This is a genomic window from Rhizobium sp. 862_C5_N1_2 (genome assembly GCF_051811205.1).
In the GTDB taxonomy this organism is placed as follows: Bacteria; Pseudomonadota; Alphaproteobacteria; order Rhizobiales; family Rhizobiaceae; genus Rhizobium; species Rhizobium leguminosarum.
The window spans coordinates 3,221,764-3,238,371 of sequence record NZ_JBPWPT010000001.1 but is presented as its reverse complement, the minus strand read 5'-3'; the positions used below and the strand labels follow the sequence as shown (position 1 = coordinate 3,238,371).

Below are 16,608 nucleotides of genomic sequence, written 5' to 3'. Positions count from 1 at the left end.
TAGCGACCTAAAGTTCCTTGCGATGGTCAGCTTCTCGCCGAGTATGCGAATTCTTAAAGACCAAAGCCATGGTCATTCAATAGCGAGGGGCTCACGGCTTCGCGCCGGAATGGACCGCGTTTTGCCTTGAGGTAGTTTGTGTCGAACTTCGGCCCCATGCTATCATCTGCGGCGGAACGCGTGCTCACCGAGGGGATCGGCATGGAACGCAAGCTCGCAGCAATTCTTGCCGCCGATATTGCCGGCTACTCGTCCCTGATGGAGATGGACGAAGGCGGCACGTTCAAACGACTGAGAGCTGGCCACAGCGAACTGCTCGAGCCCGAAATCAAGAAGCACAATGGGCGTATTTTCAAGCTGATGGGCGACGGGTTGCTCGCTGAATTCGGCAGCGTCGTCAATGCGGTAGAATGCGCTGCAGCACTTCAACGGGGGATGGCCCAGCACAATGCTGAAACCCCCGAAACCGCGCCTTTGGAGATACGCATCGGCATCAACCTCGGCGAAGTGATCGTCGATGGTGACGATCGCTACGGCGAGGGTGTGAACATAGCCGCCCGTCTGCAGGCGCTCGCCTCGCCCGGCGGCATCTGCGTTTCAGGAAAGGTATCGAAGGAGGTCGCAGGCAAGCTCGCATTTGCGTTCGAGCCAATGGGCGACCAGATGGTTAAGAACATCGCAGAACCGATCGCTTGCTATCGCGTGAACTTCGATGGGGGATCGCCAGACCGCATTGAGACGCCGCCTCACAAGCGCAATTCCGCGCAGAAGAAACTATGGATCGCTGTCCTGCCCTTCAGCAACATGAGCGGCGATCCCGAGCAGGAGTACTTTTCCGACGGCATCACCGAGGACATCATCACCGACCTGGCGAAGATCTCGGATCTCCATGTCGTCGCCCGGAACACGACGTTCACCTACAAGGGCCGAGCGGTGATCGGCAAATTGCGCCGCATTCGCTGGCCATGAGTACCTCTACGTGGGCGTCTCAACCGAGCTCGCCGCGAGGTCTCCGGTGAGGTCCTTTTCAGCCGCGATATAGTCCGATAGCAGCGCCGGCGCGGATACCAATCTCCTATCGTTATGCTCCGGCCAGAGCATCGCTTCAATGTCCCAACTCACGCCCTTGAGCGCCCCGTGGATCGCAAGACCAATCGCCGCCGCCATGCGCGACGGCACCGCGTTGCCAATCTGGTCAGCCGTCGCTTGCTTGCCCCCGACGAATTCCCACTCGTCCGGGAAGTCCTGAAGCCGGGCACGCATCCTCGCCGTCAGTGCGGGCATGAAGCCCGGTCTCGCTGCCTGCTCCCTGGTGGGGGCCGTTTCCGGCAGGCCCGCGATATCGACGCCCTTGGAGCCCCAGCGAGCTGCCTCTTTGGCGCGCGGCTTCCCGCGGCGCGTTACAACGGTGGACGCTACGTCATTGGCCTCCCGCCGCTCTCTGGCCCATTCGTAGGCTCCTTCCCAACCGTTTGCCGCCATCAGATCAACGAGGACGTCGCCGATGTTGGCGCGCCGCTGTGGGAATTTCGGCGGCATTCGGAAACTCCGTGCGAGATCCTTGCGGATTCCGATGAACAGGACACGGCTTCGTTCCTGAGCCAGCCCATAGTCTTTTGCCTGGATGCGATGAATATCGACCTCGTAGCCAGCATGCTTGAAGCCACGTAGGACGTCGGCGACATGGTCCGAGTGGCGTGCCTGTAGCAGGCCATCGACATTCTCGAACAGAAACGCCTTCGGCTTGATCTCATCAACGATGCGAACGCATTCCGGGAGCAGGTCGCGCGGGTCTTCCTTACCGAGACCGTACCCGTCGGATGAATACGGCTGGCAGGGAGGGCCCCCGCTTACGAGGTCGATTTCAAGCTGGCGGTAAAGCCTGAAATCCATCGTCCGCAAATCTTCCTGAATGACTGTCCAATCACGACGGTTGCGGCGGAGCGTGGCGGCAGCATGATTGTCGTATTCGACGAGCGCAACGTGCTCGAAGCCAGCCCGCTCAAGACCTATGGACATCCCGCCGGCTCCCGCGCAGATCTCGACGACCGTCGGGCGCTCGTGAGCCGGAGGTAATGCTCGAATGCTCGCCTTATTCTCTTTGTGCCCCGGCAACGCTCTCCCGGTCAGAGCATTAAGCGACTGCAGCCACGGATGCGCCCGGCCGGGGTCAGTCTCGCCGACGCCACCGGCAAGGGGCAGGGTGCCGTCCTCGAGATGCGTCAGGGCGCGATACGCCACCGATAGCTCGTATGCGGCCGAATGCGGTTTAAGTTCCTCAGGAGCGCGATGATCCAGGCCGAACAGATCTTCGAACCCAGTCCGCAGTTGGCCGGCCTCGTGCCGGACGTCCTTGGCCCCGAGTTCGGCAGCATCTCGGATGTCGATGATGCCTGAGACGAAGGAATGGAGTCGATCGAGGAAGGCGGCAGAGGAAACCTGTACTCGCTTGCGCGCTGTCGCTGCCGTGATCTTGCCACCTCGTGCAGCAATCACTTCCTCAGGGGACAGCTTCGCCTCGCGCAGACGCTTCCGGATGATCGAAATACCCTTGAGATCGATCCTCGCGCCGATTTCCATTCTCTCTAGCACTTCCGACCTGGTCTCCTCGTCAGCTCCGACCAGCGCCTTCAGCACCGGGAATGAAACCCGGTTTTTCTGTAGCAGATCCTCGCGGCCGCGCAGACTGCTGCTGAAGCGGACATAGGTCGATAACTCTGAGGCCGGCATGTTGCATGTGACGCGCAAGAATTCTCGTGCTTCGCGTTCCGTCGTCTCCTTCGTGAGCTTTTCGACTTCCGCAGCCATTTCGAGGATCCGGGCCGCCATCTGCTTCTGCAGCTCATTGATCCGACGCTTCGCCGCCGATAGTGCCTCTGCCTTGGAATTCATAGTGCCCTGCAACGCTTGACTCGACCAGTAGATGTCTCGTAGCGGCACAGGTGTTAAGGGCCCGGGAAGGCATTCGTTCAAATGCGTTTGATTGGCGAATTCAGTCTCTGTTCGGGAGGGCGCCCCTGTCCACTGCTTATCGAGTCTGCCGCCGCGACGCAGGCGCGATGGTGGGGAGATCCTTTGACATTGCCCCCCGACGACAGGAGTGGCGGCGAAGCATGCCGCGCGTTGTCAAAAAAGGGAACATGAACCTACATCGTTTTCAGCAAAGACACTCCACAGCATAGGTAACCACCACTCTCTCGAGGCAAAGCAATCCGCTGAAATGTCGTTGTACGGCTCGCAATTTAAGCTAGAGTACCGAGCGTAGAAACAGTTGCATTATAAGATTCGCATATGTCCCTCCCGCCGTTAATCGGGCCTAACCCCTCAGATGCCGGTGGTGTCGCAGGGCGTCGAGGCTTCCGGTTCCAAGATCATGTGGCTGCCCGTTTCCTGCTCCAGCTTCTGCAAACGCAGAACTTGGTTCAGGTCGAGTGCGAGACCGGGGACGACATCGCACTACGCTGGGATGATGGGAACTGCCAGACGAACGAGTATGTGCAGGTCAAGACCACCGACGACGACCGGAAATGGTCGCTGACCGAAATTTGTCAGCGGTCTCCGGCTTCGACAAAGGGCACATCGATCGTCGAGCGTTCTCTGGGCACAGAAGCTTTTCCCGGGCCTTCGATGTTTCGCTTCGTCAGCGCGCGCGACGTTCGCCATGAACTTGCTCCTTTGAAGATCGCAAGGGAATACCGCTTCGACAGCAACGCAGCGCATGCGCTGGCTATGCTTGCGCCCAGAATCTCCAAGAAGCTTCCCGGTGCGACTTCCCCCCAGGGCACGACCGTCGAAGCGTGGGCTCATTCGATGCTTTGGGAAACCATCGGCGGCGGGCTCGAAGCCCTCAGGCTGGAAAATGTGAACGGGCTTCTGCGTCTTGCCGAAGCTGACGGGGAATGCCTTCTCGTATCGGCTGCCGAGCAGATCTATGATGGCCTTGTCGGACTCGCCGTAGCGGCTGGCGATGCGTCGCGAGCACAAAATCCCACGGCGAAGGTCATCACGAAAGGCGAGATTGCCTCTTGGTGGAGGGAGCAAGCTTCACTGATAAGGCAACGGAACCAGTCTTTTGTGAAGGTCTATCAGTTTGCGACGCCTGGCTTCTTCAGCGAGATACACCGGATGAGTGAAGCTGATCCTGCCCACTCTATGGCGTCCTATGACGCAGAGTTCGACGGGGGGACGTGGAGGAAGGACGAACTTTGCGAGTACCTGATCGACTGGCTGCCAGAGATTGCCTTGTCTGCTCGAGTCCTTGCGCAGACTCCAAAACTGGAGGCACGTCGGCACATTCACAGGGCGCTTGAATCCTTCGACAGGAGTCGGCTCGACGAGGAGGCACTTCTGGCCCAGTTGCTTCTGCATGCCGTTCTTCGGCATTACAAGTCGAGCGAGCCCCTTACATGTAAATTGTTCAGCCTGGGAGGCGCGACCGCTGATGAAATGAACGCGCATGTCGTGCATTCGCCAGCAGGGGACGAGCTGTGGCTCGGCCAATCCCACATAACGGCGACGCGCGATCTGACAAGTGTGACGGGCGCAGTGGTGCACGTGCTTGAACAGACGCTTGATCGCGACTTCCTAAAGAAAGAGCGCGAGATCATAGTTCAGTTCCGCGAACCTCAGCATCTGCGGCCCACCAACATCGAACGAATATTCGAGCGCCACTCGAAGCTAGAAGACCTGATCAAGGTTCTGAACGTGCCAGTGCTTGTCGCTTATGACAGCGCGGTGCTCGCTGCTGGCTTTGCCGACGACTACCTGGATCGCCTCCAGTCGGAAGTCCAGGCGACATATGGCTTGGTCAGGAATCAGTTCTCGGACGCCCTGAAGAAGGTGCGAGTTCACGTGTTCCTGGTGCCTGTTCAAGGCGCCTCGGACTTGCTGAAAGAATTCAAGGAAAGATTGCGGAGAGCCTGAGATGGATACAAGCGAGTTGAGGCAGAAGCTACGATCAGACTTCACCTTCGACGAGGCTACACAAATCCTTTCTGCGACCAGTCGTCTGGTGAACGCGCGCGCAACCCACGATGAAGGGCGCGAACTGGTAATACGCTGCCTGGATCGTCGCGAGCGGTTTCCTACTGGTCTTGCGCCCGTTCTCGACGGGTTGGTTCGTTCCGTCGGATTGCTTCCCTATGTGGTCGACAGGCAGGCCGACACTTTGGAGGATCAACTCCTTCTCGAGGCTCACCGCATGCCGATTGCTGGAGACACGAGGGTGTTCCATACCCTCCAGCTCCAGATATACCGGGAACTGATCGCTGGCCGGAACGTCGTGCTGAGCGCGACAACGAGTGTCGGCAAGAGTGCGATCGTCGATGCGGTCATTGCAGCCGGCAAGCATCATCACCTTGCAATCATCGTTCCTACGATCGCTCTCATCGATGAGACTAGACGCCGTATCGCGATGCAATTTGGCGATCAGTACGACGTGGTCACGCACCCGACGCAGACCACGTCCCCAGACCGCGAAACGATCTTCATCTTGACCCAGGAGCGAGCGCTGACGCGACCGGATCTGGATCGAGTGACTTTTTTCGTCATCGACGAGTTCTACAAGCTTGATCTGCGGGGGGATGACGACAGCGAGCGGTCCATCGATCTCAATCTTTGCTTTCACAAGTTGGCGTCGACGGGCGCCCAGTTCTACCTCATCGGCCCCCACGTCGACGGCGTTCTCGGGCTTGCTTCGTCGTACGAGTATCTGTTCGTACCATCACTGTTTTCGACCGTCGCCTTGGACGTCGTGCAGTTCCATTTGCCGCGGCACGGAGGTCAACGAGAAGCGAAGCTCGTGGAGCTTTGCACCGACCTGGCCTCGCCGACGATCGTCTACTGCCAGTCGCCGGGTAGCGCTCAGCAGGCTGCAAATGCCTTGCTGGACGCAGCGATATTCCCACCGGCATCCGACCTGGCCGCTGCTATCGAATGGCTCGCGTTTGAATATCCTTCGGATTGGATCGTCACGACCGCCCTGAAGCACGGGATAGGAATCCACCACGGAAACATTCCGCGTGCTTTGCAGCAGTACGTTCTACGAGCATTCGAAAGCGGATTGCTGAACCTGTTGATCTGCACGTCCACGATGATCGAGGGCGTCAACACGGTGGCCGAAAACGTCGTTCTCTTCGATAAGCGGCTGAACAACACCTCTCTCGACCACTTCACATTTCGAAATATCGCCGGCCGCGCCGGCCGTATGCGGCGCTATTTCGTGGGTAAGGTCTTCGTCCTCGAAGAGCAGCCGGCTCCGGATCGCTTCACGGTTGAGATCGCTGTCGGAACACAGGGTCCGAACGCGCCGATCTCGCTGCTTCTCGATCTGGAGGAGAAGGATCTCACGGAGGCTTCATCTGAACGCATCAGGGAAGTCCGCGAGGCTAGCCCGCTTTCGCCGCAAATTTTGCGCCTCAACCGACACGTTCCAATCGATCAACAGGAGGCGATTTACAGGCTCATCAACCGGGATCTCCATCAATACCACGACATGCTTGCCTGGACGGGAATGCCAAATCCTCAGCAACTTCTTGGCGTTTGCGAGTTCATTTTCGAATACCTTGATACGAATGTCCTCAAGGGATACGGCATATTTTCCGGGACGGCCTTGAAGGCCGAAATAAACAGAGTGCAGATGTCGCGACGCTATCGCGAGGTGATCGACAACTTCGTAGCTCATCGACGCGCGGATGCGACCATCAGCGACGGGGTCGAGTTGGCACTGCGTTTCATGCGCAAGTACGTGTCTTACACATTCCCACGGCACCTTATGGCAATCTCGCACATCCAGGCCGACGTGTTCGAAAAGGCGGGGCGGGTGCCTGGAAACTACGGCCTTTTTGCCGGCATGTGCGAGAACCTGTTTCTGCCTGCAGGCCTGTACGCCCTAGACGAATACGGCGTTGCTCCCGAGACCGCGCGCAAGCTGGGTCCAGGCGACTTCAAGACGCTCGACGCGGCCCTTGACTACATAGCAAGCGCCGACCTTCAGGCTACACAGCTTCTCGGTTTCGAGCACGACATGCTTGGCGAAATCAGGTCCACATTGAAGCGGAGAAAGGCACCGCTCAGCGGATGAGCGAGTTAACACCTCCAGTTCAAAATCATTCAGCGCACTTAAACTTATTCGGAGCGGATTTTATGGACATCACGCAGGAAAAGATCGACCGGGCTGCGAATTATTTTCATCAGGCAAACCAGTTGCTTGCTCAACGTTTTAACTATTCTCTCGTTGCGCATTCCATGGCGTTAGCTGCCTACGCGACCTGTATCGGCTTCGATCCCAATGATCAGCCATTCGTGTCCTTAATCGTGGCTTGCTTCGGTGCGTATTATGCAATTGTGCAATATGTGATTACAAATCCTCTTTCGAAACGAATAGATGCTTTGCGAAAGACGTATCTGATGAAGGATGACGTGTATTTGGTATACAAGGACGCGGTGGGTGGAAGTCGTCCAAGAGGCATCCAGAGCATCCAAGTTCCGTTCGTACTTTTCGGTTGCTGGGCTATCCTGTCGGTTTACTCGTTTGTCGCTCTGCTCAAAGTTGGCTTCCCGATGTAGCGCCATCTCGCAATCCGCTTTACCCTGTCGCGCTGGGAAGGCTTGACCCGCTTTATCGACGACGGCCGGATCGAGATCGACTCCAACATCGTCGAACGGTCAATCAGGCGAATCGCTCTCCATCGGAAGAATGCGTTCTTCGCAGGATCAGACGTGTTCGAACCTCCAATCAATGATTCTCACCACGGCCAACCACGATGTGAAGATGGAGCAACTCGCCCGCGGACGTTGCCTCCATCTGCTGCGGAACACAGGGCGGTCCGTCCTGCCGGGCGCTGAAATGGCCCTCAAGCCGGAGAGTTGCTGTTGTGAAAGCGGCAATCGGGTGATCTAGTCCGGTCCGGCAGAACTGATGGATGTCCGGGATGAACGACGACGACGCGAAGTTCTTCGAGCTTCGGAAGGAAGGAAAGGCGTACCTCACGAAAGTCTTTACGCACGGCTCGATCGATGTCGAGCGGCGGCGTTTGATCCGCGGTGTCATTGAAGGAACCGAACGCGTCCTAATTGGCGAGATTGAAGGAGCCATGTGCCTCCGACTGACCGGCGAGAAGCGGAAGACGCAGGTGACGGCGCTCGTTAGCCAGGATGACGGCGGCATCCGGCGGATCACGCTGGAGACCTTTAAAAACCGCGCCGGCGACTGGTATCAGGGGTACGACAAGGACTCATTCACCTTCCGGTCCGATGAGTTTGAACGGCTACTAGCGTTCCTTGAGAGCATCCAGTTCATCGACCGCTCAAACGAGGACAGGTTCGATGTCCGAGACGTGTCGGTCGGAAGCGGCCCGAAGATCATAACCGACGCCTCCGACCACGCATTGCTTACGAGGATTCGAAAGCTCGACCCGCAGGAACGAGAACGGCTTCTCCGAGGCATACACGCTGACCTGACCCAGAATGAGATCAACCTTCTCCTCGGGCGGCGACAAGGACTTGAGGAATTTGAGCGCCAGCTTGCCGATGGCAGGTGGGTGGAAGCGGACTGGCAGGATTTCTTTGAGCGCCAGAGCTGGGTGTTCGGCTACGGCCTTGACTACCGGATCATGCGACCATTTGATCGGGAGATGGTAGTCGGCGCCGGGGGTACGGACAACCGAGATCGGCCGACCGTCGACTACATGATGAACTTCACCGACTATTCCGTCCTCGTTGAGATCAAGCGGCCGGACACGCCGATCTTCCAGCGGCGTCGGGCCGGGCGCTCGGGCACCTGGCGCTTTAGCAACGAGTTCATGGACGCCGTCTCGCAGGTTCTCGAGCAGAAGGCCGAATGGCTTGTGCAGGCGCAGACGGGACAGAACTACGACAAGTCCGGTGAGCGTCGGCTGGATACGCGTTCGCGTGATCCGAAGGCGATTCTCGTGATCGGTCGCCGTGCCGACGTACAAGGTGAGGGCAGCGCCCGCGACGCCGAAGTCAGACGCGATACGTTCGAACTCTTCAGGCGGGACACCCGGAACCTCGACATCGTGACTTTCGACGAACTGCTCGAGCGCGCGCGTTTTATTACAAGAGACTGATGCCACATGACGCTCCGCCCTATAGAAGCCAAGCTTGTCGATGACCTCTTGGCTCAGGGAGGCTATGTCCTCAACTTCACGAACCAGACCTTCGCCGAGATCCAAGGCCGCATCATACATTTCGACAAGGCGAAATACGAAGAAAGCATCCTCCTGGGAGTCGAACGTGACGTGGGAGACGACTTCCTCATCGAGCGGATCAACCCCAAGAATGCGTCAGTCTAGTGTCCTAACCCGATCCTGAGGTTACAAACTGAAAAGTCTGCCAATGACTATCACGGATACTTTCGCCTCTGGCTCGCAGCCGGAAGCAGCGAGCGCCGCCGCGCGCTCCTTCCCGTCGTGGCCATGACCGCTCCCAGCGACCACGGCCGCATCGCAGGGCAACCGGGGCTGGTAGATTCCCAGGATCACGAGGCGTGGTCACAAATGACTACGGTGCACCACTGCGGTACCTCTGTGCCACATAGTCCGCATGCAGCCGGACGGCGTCCACCGCATTCACGACGCCCGCCCGTGCCAGCGCCATGAGCAGCTCTTCGACGGCATCCATCGGAACTGCGTCCGGGCCCGCCACGTCCTGGGACAGTCTAACGCCGCTGGAGGCGGCGAGTTCTTCGATGCGGTCTCGCGCAGTGTTCGCGAAGGCTTCCGAGGTGAAATCCAGGTCGAGATCCTCGATCACGGCCAGCGTGACCTTATGCAGGAGGGCGGCGAGATTCCTCATCTCGTCGTCGGCGCTTGCGCTGGCGTAGCGGGAGACTGGATTGCCATGCATGGACGCGTTGCGCATACCGTCCCAGGCGTTGAACTCGGCGGCGGTCACGCGCCCGGCGCGCCGGAGTGCGGAAAGTACGTTCTTCGGGGAGAGCCTCCGGCGGCGCTCCAAAGTGCCAAGCAGAGCGCTGCGCAGATTTCCATCGCCCTGCCATGCCCGTACATGCTGGGAAAGGGCCTCGACGGTGGCGGCGCTCACGGTTGGGTTCAGACCATTGCTCGGGATGAGCTTCTGCAGCAGGCTTTCAACCGAACTGGCGATGACCATGGCCCATACCCATCGCGAGCCGCGCGTTGCGTGAACGACCTCTTCGTAAAGCTCGGTGATCGGCGACGCATCGATTTCGAGGGGCGCCGCCTCGTGGGCGCGGATTATGTACGCCAGAATGGAGGCGTACAGATTCCAGAATCCCCCATGATCGGCGTATCTGACTTCGCTCGACCAGAGCCGAACCCATCCCCCCGTGCTCATGAAATTGCGAGTTGGACGCACGCTGATGACCACCCTGCCGTCCGGATGGTTGCGGGCTATGATCCGCGGAAAGATGAGCTGTGCGAACATGATGCGGAAAGGCTCGACGAGCCAGTTCTCCGCGAACGGAAACCGGAAGCGCGGGGATGCTGTCACCGAGGCAGTCAACATCTGCGCATCGCGATCGTATTGAAAGCGGATCTCCTCGCCGAGGACTACGACGACGCGCCCGCCTCCGACCTGGTGATGGAGGGTATAGTCGAAATCGTCGCCGCGCGGGACATGAACTGCGATCTCGGTCGTGCCGGGCTCGCGTGCCACCTGTCGGTCTTGAACCCAGATACCGCCGTCGATCTCGCCCGAGCAGATCAGGTGCTCGTCCGCGGCCATGCTCATACCTGGGCACGTCCACGAGCTGCTGAAGGTGGAACCGTCGGCAAATTCCCCTTCGACCCGGAATGCCAGCCTCGGGTCGTAGGGGTTGTCGCGGCAGCGCGTCGCCCTGCTAAGCGCCGGTCCAATCTGATAGATACTGCCGTCGAGCCGGTAGGAAATAGTCTCATGGTCTGGAAACTCGAGGGTCCCGGCACCTTCGACTAAGGCTCCCTGATGGTCGTCGCCAAGCAGCCTCATTCTCGCAACGGGGATCGAGAGGGGGCGATCCATCAGGTGACGCCAGCGGTACAGAGTGTCTGCGACTGGCGCGGCTTCGGGGACTATTTCCGATATGTCCGGAGGTGATATCGCTTCAGTCATTCTCGTGTCCTTGCCAGAGGACAAGTGGTTCAGCACAGCATGCCCCACCCGGTCCGTTCGTCAAAATACCCTCTACCGCAGGATTGCCAAAAGAACATATAAAGAACATAATAAGGCAATCCACGGGTTCTCCACCGCCTTTCCACAGGCCTCGCACAAGTGGGATGTGGAAATCAAGCAGAGGTGCACGCGCGACTCGATGTGCGCGACAGATGGGCTAGAACGTCCGCTTGCCGCGCGCGTGGGCGTCGAAAAGTTTTGGGGGCCGCAATGCAGTTCGATCTGTTTCCGGAGGTAGATGAGTTCGTCGAAGTCGCAGCGGACGCGCCGGCCATTTCGGCATCGCCGCGCTTCGTCTGCTGGACGAAGATGCAGGCTGAAGCGGGCCAGGACCTGTCGGACATCTTCCGTCGGAAGGAATACGAGCGGAAAGCGGGCAACGGGGTGTTCTTCTGGGGCATCGGAAGCCCGCTGGACTTCTCAAGGCTCGGGTCGAGCGGCGGCGTCGATCTCGTCTTCTCCACCATGTTGTCGGCGCCGAAGTCAGAGGACAAGAATCCCGAGAGCGTGCTCGTCTGGCGCAAATACCTGACCGCCAACGGACGGGAGGTCGATCTGCCGCCGCACGTCCTCCTGATGAGCCGGGCGACGACGAAGCTTGGCCCCAAGAAGCGTCACTACGCGCTTGTCTGCCACTCTGACCGGGAGCTGACTCTTTCGGACGAAGGAGAATTCGATCCGTCCGTTTATCGGAATGCCGGACCGAACGGCGGCAAGGTAGGCTTTTCGCAGGTCACCTCGCTGCTCGAGAGGGCATCGGAGGCCCAGACGCCGTCGCGCTACCGGATCAACTTCCGTGCTGAGCTGCGGCGGCCGTTTCTAGTGAAGCTTTGCGATCCCGTGCTGCTGGAGCCGGAAGACCGTCGCCGCGTCGACGATCACCGGGCAGGGGAGTCCGGCACCTGGCTGCGGTTCGCGACCCAGATCCGGGCAGGCTCCGCTTCCGCGTTCAACGAGCCGGCCGCTCGCCTCTGAGCAGCACGCCGAAAGGCTGCGCGAGCTTCGCGGAGTAAGCCGACTTCACGATCCGCGGCGAGACCTCGTTCGCCGGACCCACGTAGTCCAGAAGGCCCTTGTCCACGCGGCCCTTGATGTATCCCCCCGCGTTCTTGCCCTCGCTCGGGCCGATGCCGACCACGTAGCGCGTAAGGTCGACTTCGAGATCGCCTGGGACGATTTCGTTCAGGACGAGAGCGTATTTCGAACCGCGTACCTCGATACCTTCCGGGACCGGCTTCCAGTTCTCCCCGTCCTCCGAATACTCGTCCGCAATGACCGACACGGAATGGTTCGACTTGATCAGCTCCATGACGAGCCGGACATCGCGACCCTGCTCGATCCTGTACTTGGCGAAAGGCTGCAGCTTTGAGATCGGATGCATGGTGCCGCCGCCGTAGCCCCAGAAGCTCATGCCCGTGCGATCGAACTCCTTGTTCTTTCGTACGAGGATGTCCTCGAAGGATTCGGACGCATGCATTCCTACCTTCATAAATACGATCGACTCCATCCCATTCATTCCGCTACCTCGCTTTCAATCTTGTAGTCCCGTGGGTCCGCCATGCCGCGTCCGATATGCTCGATCTCCCGGACGTAACGAGCCTCAAGATGCTGGTCGCGACCGTAGAAGTCCTTCTTCTCCTCGGCGGTCAGCGGCTCGTTCGTCAGTTCGAACTTCTCCACCTTCCGGAAGATCATCGCGCAGGATGCCAGTTCGGGCGCGTCTTCGAGATGGTAGGTGTGCATGTGCGGCTGCATCTCGACGACTGCCATGCCGAGCTCGATCGCCGCTTTCTGCGTCATCCGCAGTACCAGGCCCGGCCATGTTTTCGTGTCGTCGTCGGCGATCGCGACGACGCCCAATCCTTGGTCAGTCAGAAGCTGCGCGCCGCGCCGAAGGAAGGAGACAACGCTCTTGCCGTCGTTGTACTGGCCCCACGGCGGGTTGATGTGGAAGGCATCGAAGGATTCGAGGAGGGCAGGGTCGAGGGCGTCCGCAACGTTATAGAGACGAGCCTGCATCTGGTGGGAGAACTCGTTGTCCTGCGCGAATCGGTTGACCGAATTCACCATGCGCTCGTCGAAGTCGAGTAAGAGAAGTCTGCTCGGACCGTATTCAAGAATTCCCTCGTTCATAAGGTGGGCAATCGATAGACCGATGGCGTCGCCGTCGCCCACGAAGGCGAGCGAACGGCCGTCGAGCTTGCGGCACAGGTATTCGGCGTACACGACCATGTCGCCGACCTTCATGTAGATCTGGTCGAATTCGCGGATCGGAGGAGGGCGGTTCTGGACGACGTCCGACAGGGCGTTGAGGGCCAGGCGCAGGTCGAGGGCCTTGCGCCTCGGCTGGCCGTTACGCCCGTTACCGTTTTTCTTGCGCTCGTCGTTGTCGCTCATGAACTCCTCGAGGATTTCTTTCGCTGCGGAATTTCCGATATCGGCAGCGAGAGTTGCTTGCCGAAGAGATAGCGGGTGACGAGGTAGCCCAGCCCGAAGACCTGCGCGAGGACGCTCGGAAAGAGGACCTTGAGCAGAGTGACGTCGAAACGCAGGACCTCCGCGCCGATGAGGAGCATGAGCAGGAATGCGAAAGCGATCTCGACGCAGATCAGCGAGAAGATCATCTTCGCATAGAGCGACCGCATCTTGCGCTCGTCGTCCGTCTGCTGCGACCAGACGCGGAGAAATGCCTGAAGTCGCTCGCGGGCCTCCCATTCAGCGAAATTGTTCGGCTCCCAGGACGAGCCGTCGTGCGGTTTGACCTCGCCCAGAACGTCGACCACTGATTTCGGTTTCGTAGGAGGGCCCGCGTCGTTCATTCAAGGAGCCCCAAAGTGTCGAGGCGGAACGTCATCGCCTGCTGGGAGACCTGGAAGAACGCTGCCATTCCTTCAGGATCTGCGATCTCCTTCCAAGCCCGGAGTACGGCGTCCCTAGGCATGAGGAGGGCGGCTGCGAACACGTTCGCTTCCCATTCGGCACGACGGGCGGCGTCCCAAGGGGTGTCGGGATCCTGCACCGTGCGGAAGTTGTCCTGAGTGTCGATGAATTCGCCCTCGCCGGCGGCGAGGTGGAGAATGAAATGGCCTAATTCGTGAGCTACCGTGAACCGCTTCCGGACCGGCCGGTCATTGACGTTAACGTAGATGCTGGTGTTGGACGGCCGCTTTGCGATCAGTCCATGAATCCCTTCGTCGTCGAACGTGGCGTTGTAGACCTTAAGTCCGAGTTCGTTCGCGACGGCGACGGGATCCACCGGGCCGGTCGAATCCATCCCGATCCGCGAAAGCAACGCACTCGCTTCCTCCTCGATCGCATTGCGCGTCGCCAAGTCTCGCTCCTGAAGAACCGTGCTGATGCAGAGAACGAATCAATGAATGAATTTGATAAGTATAGCTCGATATTTCTGTCTACTCAACCGCAGCTTGCGAAGTAGTTTGGTATTTGCGCACAACACGATGGCGACAAGTAATGTCTCTGGTGTTTGCACTCCACAATCCGAGCGGAATGGTCTGAACGTTATAGCAACAAAGACAATCTGGCTCCCGTTGATCCGGTATCGATTGACCGGACCGCTTCAACAGCCCGGCAATCACCGAAGTTAGTATGGCAAAGACTCCAGAATCACACGTATAACGTTTTCGATTTCAAGCCCGGTTCACGTCATGCTCATAAAATCCTTAGAATTCTTCGACTTTAAGACATACCCGCATTTTGGAATTTCCGCGAGAGAACGAAACGTTCTTGTCGGTCCTAATAATATAGGGAAGTCGACTGCTTTGGACGCACTTCGGATCGCGTTCGATGTCCTTCGGTTTGCCAGAAGACGGACACCCGATCTGAAAGATCAAGAGGGCGATGGCGTTTGTCCGACATACATGGTCCCGCCCAGCGTCATCCAGACCGACCTCCGGTACTGCGTGCATAACTTCGATGAAGGTCCTGCGCGGATACACATCAAGATTGCAAACGGCTCGGTTCTGAAAATGAAGATTCCGCCGGACGGTGATGTCGAATGTTGGCTCGTTTCCGACATGCGAGTTCAACGATCGGCCAGCTACCTCAAGAAGGCGTTTCCCTTGGACATCGTCGTGGTGCCGACGCTTAGTCCCTTAGAGCAGAATGAAGAGCTCGTCACCGAAGTCACCGCGGAACGGAATCGTTTCGGCCGGCTCGCCAGTCGAAGCTTTCGAACGTTCTGGTACCGGCAAGAGGAAAGCGAATTCGAAGCATTCGCAGACCTCGTCGAACTAGGGTGGCCAGGCGTCCGGATTCAGAAGCCGGAGCTTGAAAGGACTGACGGGAAAACCATCGTCAGGATGTATTTTCGACACGGTGGGAAGGTCCGCGAAGTGCAATGGGCCGGCTTCGGCTTTCAGGTGTGGATGCAGACGATGATGCATCTTCGAAATGCCGGGAAGGATTCCGTGCTCGTCCTCGACGAGCCGGACGTCTATCTGCATCCCGACCTGCAGCATCGCCTGCTCAAGATCGTTTCCCACCGCGTGGGTCAGCTCTTCATTGCCACGCATTCAACCGAGATCATTAACGACGTCGATCCTGGTGACGTACTGGTCCTGCGGCCTGGGGCCAGATCCGCAAAGCGCATTAAAAACGAAGATGATTTCTCCACGGTCTACGATGCCATCGGCAGCTCCGAGAACGCACAGTTCGCGCGCTTGGCACGGACGAGGAAGGTCCTTTACGTCGAGGGCAAGGACGCGCGATTGCTGGGAAAGATCGGCAAGCTCGCCGGCGGTTCTGAATTTCTGTCTGACTCGTCGGTGACGCTGATGAAGACCGACGGATTCGCCAACTGGACCAGGGTCTCAACGTCAGCATGGGTCTTCAAGCAGTTCTTCGAGTTCGAGGTGAAGGTCGCCTCGTTGTTCGACAGGGACTATCGTACAGAAGCTGAGGTTCAGGAATTCGTCGACGAACTGAAAGGAAGCGATGTTCTCTGCTTCGTCCTGCCGTTCAAGGAGATCGAAAATCTTCTTCTCGTCCCGGAGGCTATTAAAAAGGTTGTCAGCAAGCATGCGCGCCGCCAGCTCCCTGCCAATTGGCAGGCACGGGTGGAAGAGATCTACGAGGCATCGCTCGAAGGCTTGAAGGACCAGACGTCATCGAACATCGTGATCAATTCAGTCCAACAAGAGATGAAGCGGAAACCCAGCTCGAACATGCACAGCGTCTATACCCTCGCATTGGAGGAGTTCCGAAGGAACTGGGATCAACCCGAGTTTCGAAGAACGAAGGTCGGCGGTAAGGCCGCCTTCTCCGGCATCGCGAAGGCGGTTCAAGATGAATTTGGCGTCAACTTGACGGAAACCCGAGTGGTCGATGAGATGACCATTGCCGACATTTCGGCGGCCATCAGAAATATCTTCCAATCCCTGGAGAACTTCTTCCGCGACTGAACCCTGAATCTAGCGAGCACATTGCGATCCCCGG

Annotated in this window: 14 protein-coding genes and 1 pseudogene; 9 read left to right on the top strand and 6 right to left on the bottom strand. The window is 58.5% G+C overall.

Annotated elements, in window-relative coordinates; translation table 11 throughout:
• The first annotated feature begins 201 nt into the window (after positions 1–201).
• On the top strand, positions 202–969 hold the full coding sequence (locus ACD590_RS16290; protein WP_439020894.1) for an adenylate/guanylate cyclase domain-containing protein: 768 nt from the start codon (positions 202–204) through the stop codon (positions 967–969).
• Between the two features lie 6 nt (positions 970–975).
• Here the strand turns inward: ACD590_RS16290 and ACD590_RS16285 are convergent, their stop codons facing one another.
• Positions 976–2,808: a DNA cytosine methyltransferase gene (locus ACD590_RS16285; RefSeq protein ID WP_439020893.1), complete on the bottom strand. Its 1,833-nt coding sequence runs from the start codon at positions 2,806–2,808 to the stop codon at positions 976–978.
• A gap of 483 nt (positions 2,809–3,291) precedes the next feature.
• On the opposite strand from ACD590_RS16285, the gene ACD590_RS16280 reads away from it, so the two are divergent.
• The 6 genes and pseudogenes from ACD590_RS16280 (at position 3,292) to ACD590_RS16255 (ending at position 9,314) form a co-directional block, all read left to right on the top strand.
• On the top strand, positions 3,292–4,923 hold the full coding sequence (locus tag ACD590_RS16280; RefSeq protein WP_439020891.1) for a Hachiman antiphage defense system protein HamA: 1,632 nt from the start codon (positions 3,292–3,294) through the stop codon (positions 4,921–4,923).
• A 1-nt stretch (position 4,924) separates the two neighbouring features.
• A complete protein-coding gene (locus ACD590_RS16275) occupies positions 4,925–7,081 on the top strand; it encodes a DEAD/DEAH box helicase (RefSeq protein ID WP_439020889.1) in 2,157 nt (718 codons plus the stop codon).
• 62 nt (positions 7,082–7,143) lie between these two features.
• Entirely contained in the window at positions 7,144–7,566 is a 423-nt protein-coding gene (locus tag ACD590_RS16270) for a hypothetical protein (RefSeq protein WP_439020888.1), read from the top strand.
• A 9-nt stretch (positions 7,567–7,575) separates the two neighbouring features.
• A pseudogene (locus ACD590_RS16265) lies at positions 7,576–7,719 on the top strand (IS66 family transposase); the annotation flags it as partial.
• Positions 7,720–7,931: 212 nt separating this feature from the next.
• Positions 7,932–9,089, top strand: a complete 1,158-nt coding sequence (locus ACD590_RS16260; protein ID WP_439020886.1) for a Shedu immune nuclease family protein — start codon at positions 7,932–7,934, stop codon at positions 9,087–9,089.
• A 6-nt stretch (positions 9,090–9,095) separates the two neighbouring features.
• Positions 9,096–9,314: a hypothetical protein gene (locus ACD590_RS16255; RefSeq protein WP_439020884.1), complete on the top strand. Its 219-nt coding sequence runs from the start codon at positions 9,096–9,098 to the stop codon at positions 9,312–9,314.
• 208 nt (positions 9,315–9,522) lie between these two features.
• On the opposite strand, the gene ACD590_RS16250 is transcribed toward ACD590_RS16255, so the two are convergent.
• A complete protein-coding gene (locus ACD590_RS16250; RefSeq protein ID WP_439020883.1) occupies positions 9,523–11,094 on the bottom strand; it encodes a hypothetical protein in 1,572 nt (523 codons plus the stop codon).
• Between the two features lie 270 nt (positions 11,095–11,364).
• Here ACD590_RS16250 and ACD590_RS16245 point away from each other — a divergent pair, with 270 nt between their 5' ends.
• Entirely contained in the window at positions 11,365–12,129 is a 765-nt protein-coding gene (locus tag ACD590_RS16245; RefSeq protein WP_439020881.1) for a hypothetical protein, read from the top strand.
• Here ACD590_RS16245 and ACD590_RS16240 read toward each other — a convergent pair.
• From ACD590_RS16240 to ACD590_RS16225, 4 genes are read right to left on the bottom strand one after another with little or no spacing between them, the layout of a single operon-like run.
• A complete protein-coding gene (locus tag ACD590_RS16240) occupies positions 12,104–12,631 on the bottom strand; it encodes a hypothetical protein (RefSeq protein ID WP_131714516.1) in 528 nt (175 codons plus the stop codon). The two genes, ACD590_RS16245 and ACD590_RS16240, sit on opposite strands and share 26 nt — an antisense overlap.
• Before the next feature lie 35 nt (positions 12,632–12,666).
• Positions 12,667–13,551, bottom strand: coding sequence for a bis-aminopropyl spermidine synthase family protein (locus tag ACD590_RS16235; protein WP_439020880.1), 885 nt, complete (start codon positions 13,549–13,551; stop codon positions 12,667–12,669).
• The gene (locus ACD590_RS16230; protein ID WP_439020879.1) at positions 13,548–13,937 is read right to left on the bottom strand and encodes a hypothetical protein; all 390 of its coding nucleotides are present in this window, start codon (positions 13,935–13,937) and stop codon (positions 13,548–13,550) included. Before ACD590_RS16230 ends, ACD590_RS16235 begins: the two co-directional genes overlap by 4 nt.
• A 32-nt stretch (positions 13,938–13,969) precedes the next feature.
• Positions 13,970–14,485, bottom strand: coding sequence for an ImmA/IrrE family metallo-endopeptidase (locus ACD590_RS16225; protein WP_439020878.1), 516 nt, complete (start codon positions 14,483–14,485; stop codon positions 13,970–13,972).
• 334 nt (positions 14,486–14,819) lie between these two features.
• Between ACD590_RS16225 and ACD590_RS16220 the strand changes: the two genes are divergently transcribed.
• Positions 14,820–16,574 (top strand): ATP-dependent nuclease, encoded by a 1,755-nt coding sequence (locus ACD590_RS16220; RefSeq protein WP_439020877.1) that lies wholly within the window; start codon positions 14,820–14,822, stop codon positions 16,572–16,574.
• The last annotated feature ends 34 nt before the right edge of the window (positions 16,575–16,608 follow it).

What these genes read in the sequence shown, in the direction of transcription:
- ACD590_RS16275 (WP_439020889.1), top strand. Translation starts at nt 4,925, where the DNA reads ATGGATACAAGCGAGTTGAGGCAGAAGCTACGATCAGACTTCACCTTC.
- ACD590_RS16220 (WP_439020877.1), top strand. Translation starts at nt 14,820, where the DNA reads ATGCTCATAAAATCCTTAGAATTCTTCGACTTTAAGACATACCCGCAT.
- ACD590_RS16250 (WP_439020883.1), bottom strand. Translation starts at nt 11,094, where the DNA reads ATGACTGAAGCGATATCACCTCCGGACATATCGGAAATAGTCCCCGAA.
- ACD590_RS16270 (WP_439020888.1), top strand. Translation starts at nt 7,144, where the DNA reads ATGGACATCACGCAGGAAAAGATCGACCGGGCTGCGAATTATTTTCAT.
- ACD590_RS16280 (WP_439020891.1), top strand. Translation starts at nt 3,292, where the DNA reads ATGTCCCTCCCGCCGTTAATCGGGCCTAACCCCTCAGATGCCGGTGGT.
- ACD590_RS16245 (WP_439020881.1), top strand. Translation starts at nt 11,365, where the DNA reads ATGCAGTTCGATCTGTTTCCGGAGGTAGATGAGTTCGTCGAAGTCGCA.
- ACD590_RS16240 (WP_131714516.1), bottom strand. Translation starts at nt 12,631, where the DNA reads ATGCATGCGTCCGAATCCTTCGAGGACATCCTCGTACGAAAGAACAAG.
- ACD590_RS16290 (WP_439020894.1), top strand. Translation starts at nt 202, where the DNA reads ATGGAACGCAAGCTCGCAGCAATTCTTGCCGCCGATATTGCCGGCTAC.
- ACD590_RS16235 (WP_439020880.1), bottom strand. Translation starts at nt 13,551, where the DNA reads ATGAGCGACAACGACGAGCGCAAGAAAAACGGTAACGGGCGTAACGGC.
- ACD590_RS16255 (WP_439020884.1), top strand. Translation starts at nt 9,096, where the DNA reads ATGACGCTCCGCCCTATAGAAGCCAAGCTTGTCGATGACCTCTTGGCT.
- ACD590_RS16260 (WP_439020886.1), top strand. Translation starts at nt 7,932, where the DNA reads ATGAACGACGACGACGCGAAGTTCTTCGAGCTTCGGAAGGAAGGAAAG.
- ACD590_RS16285 (WP_439020893.1), bottom strand. Translation starts at nt 2,808, where the DNA reads ATGGCTGCGGAAGTCGAAAAGCTCACGAAGGAGACGACGGAACGCGAA.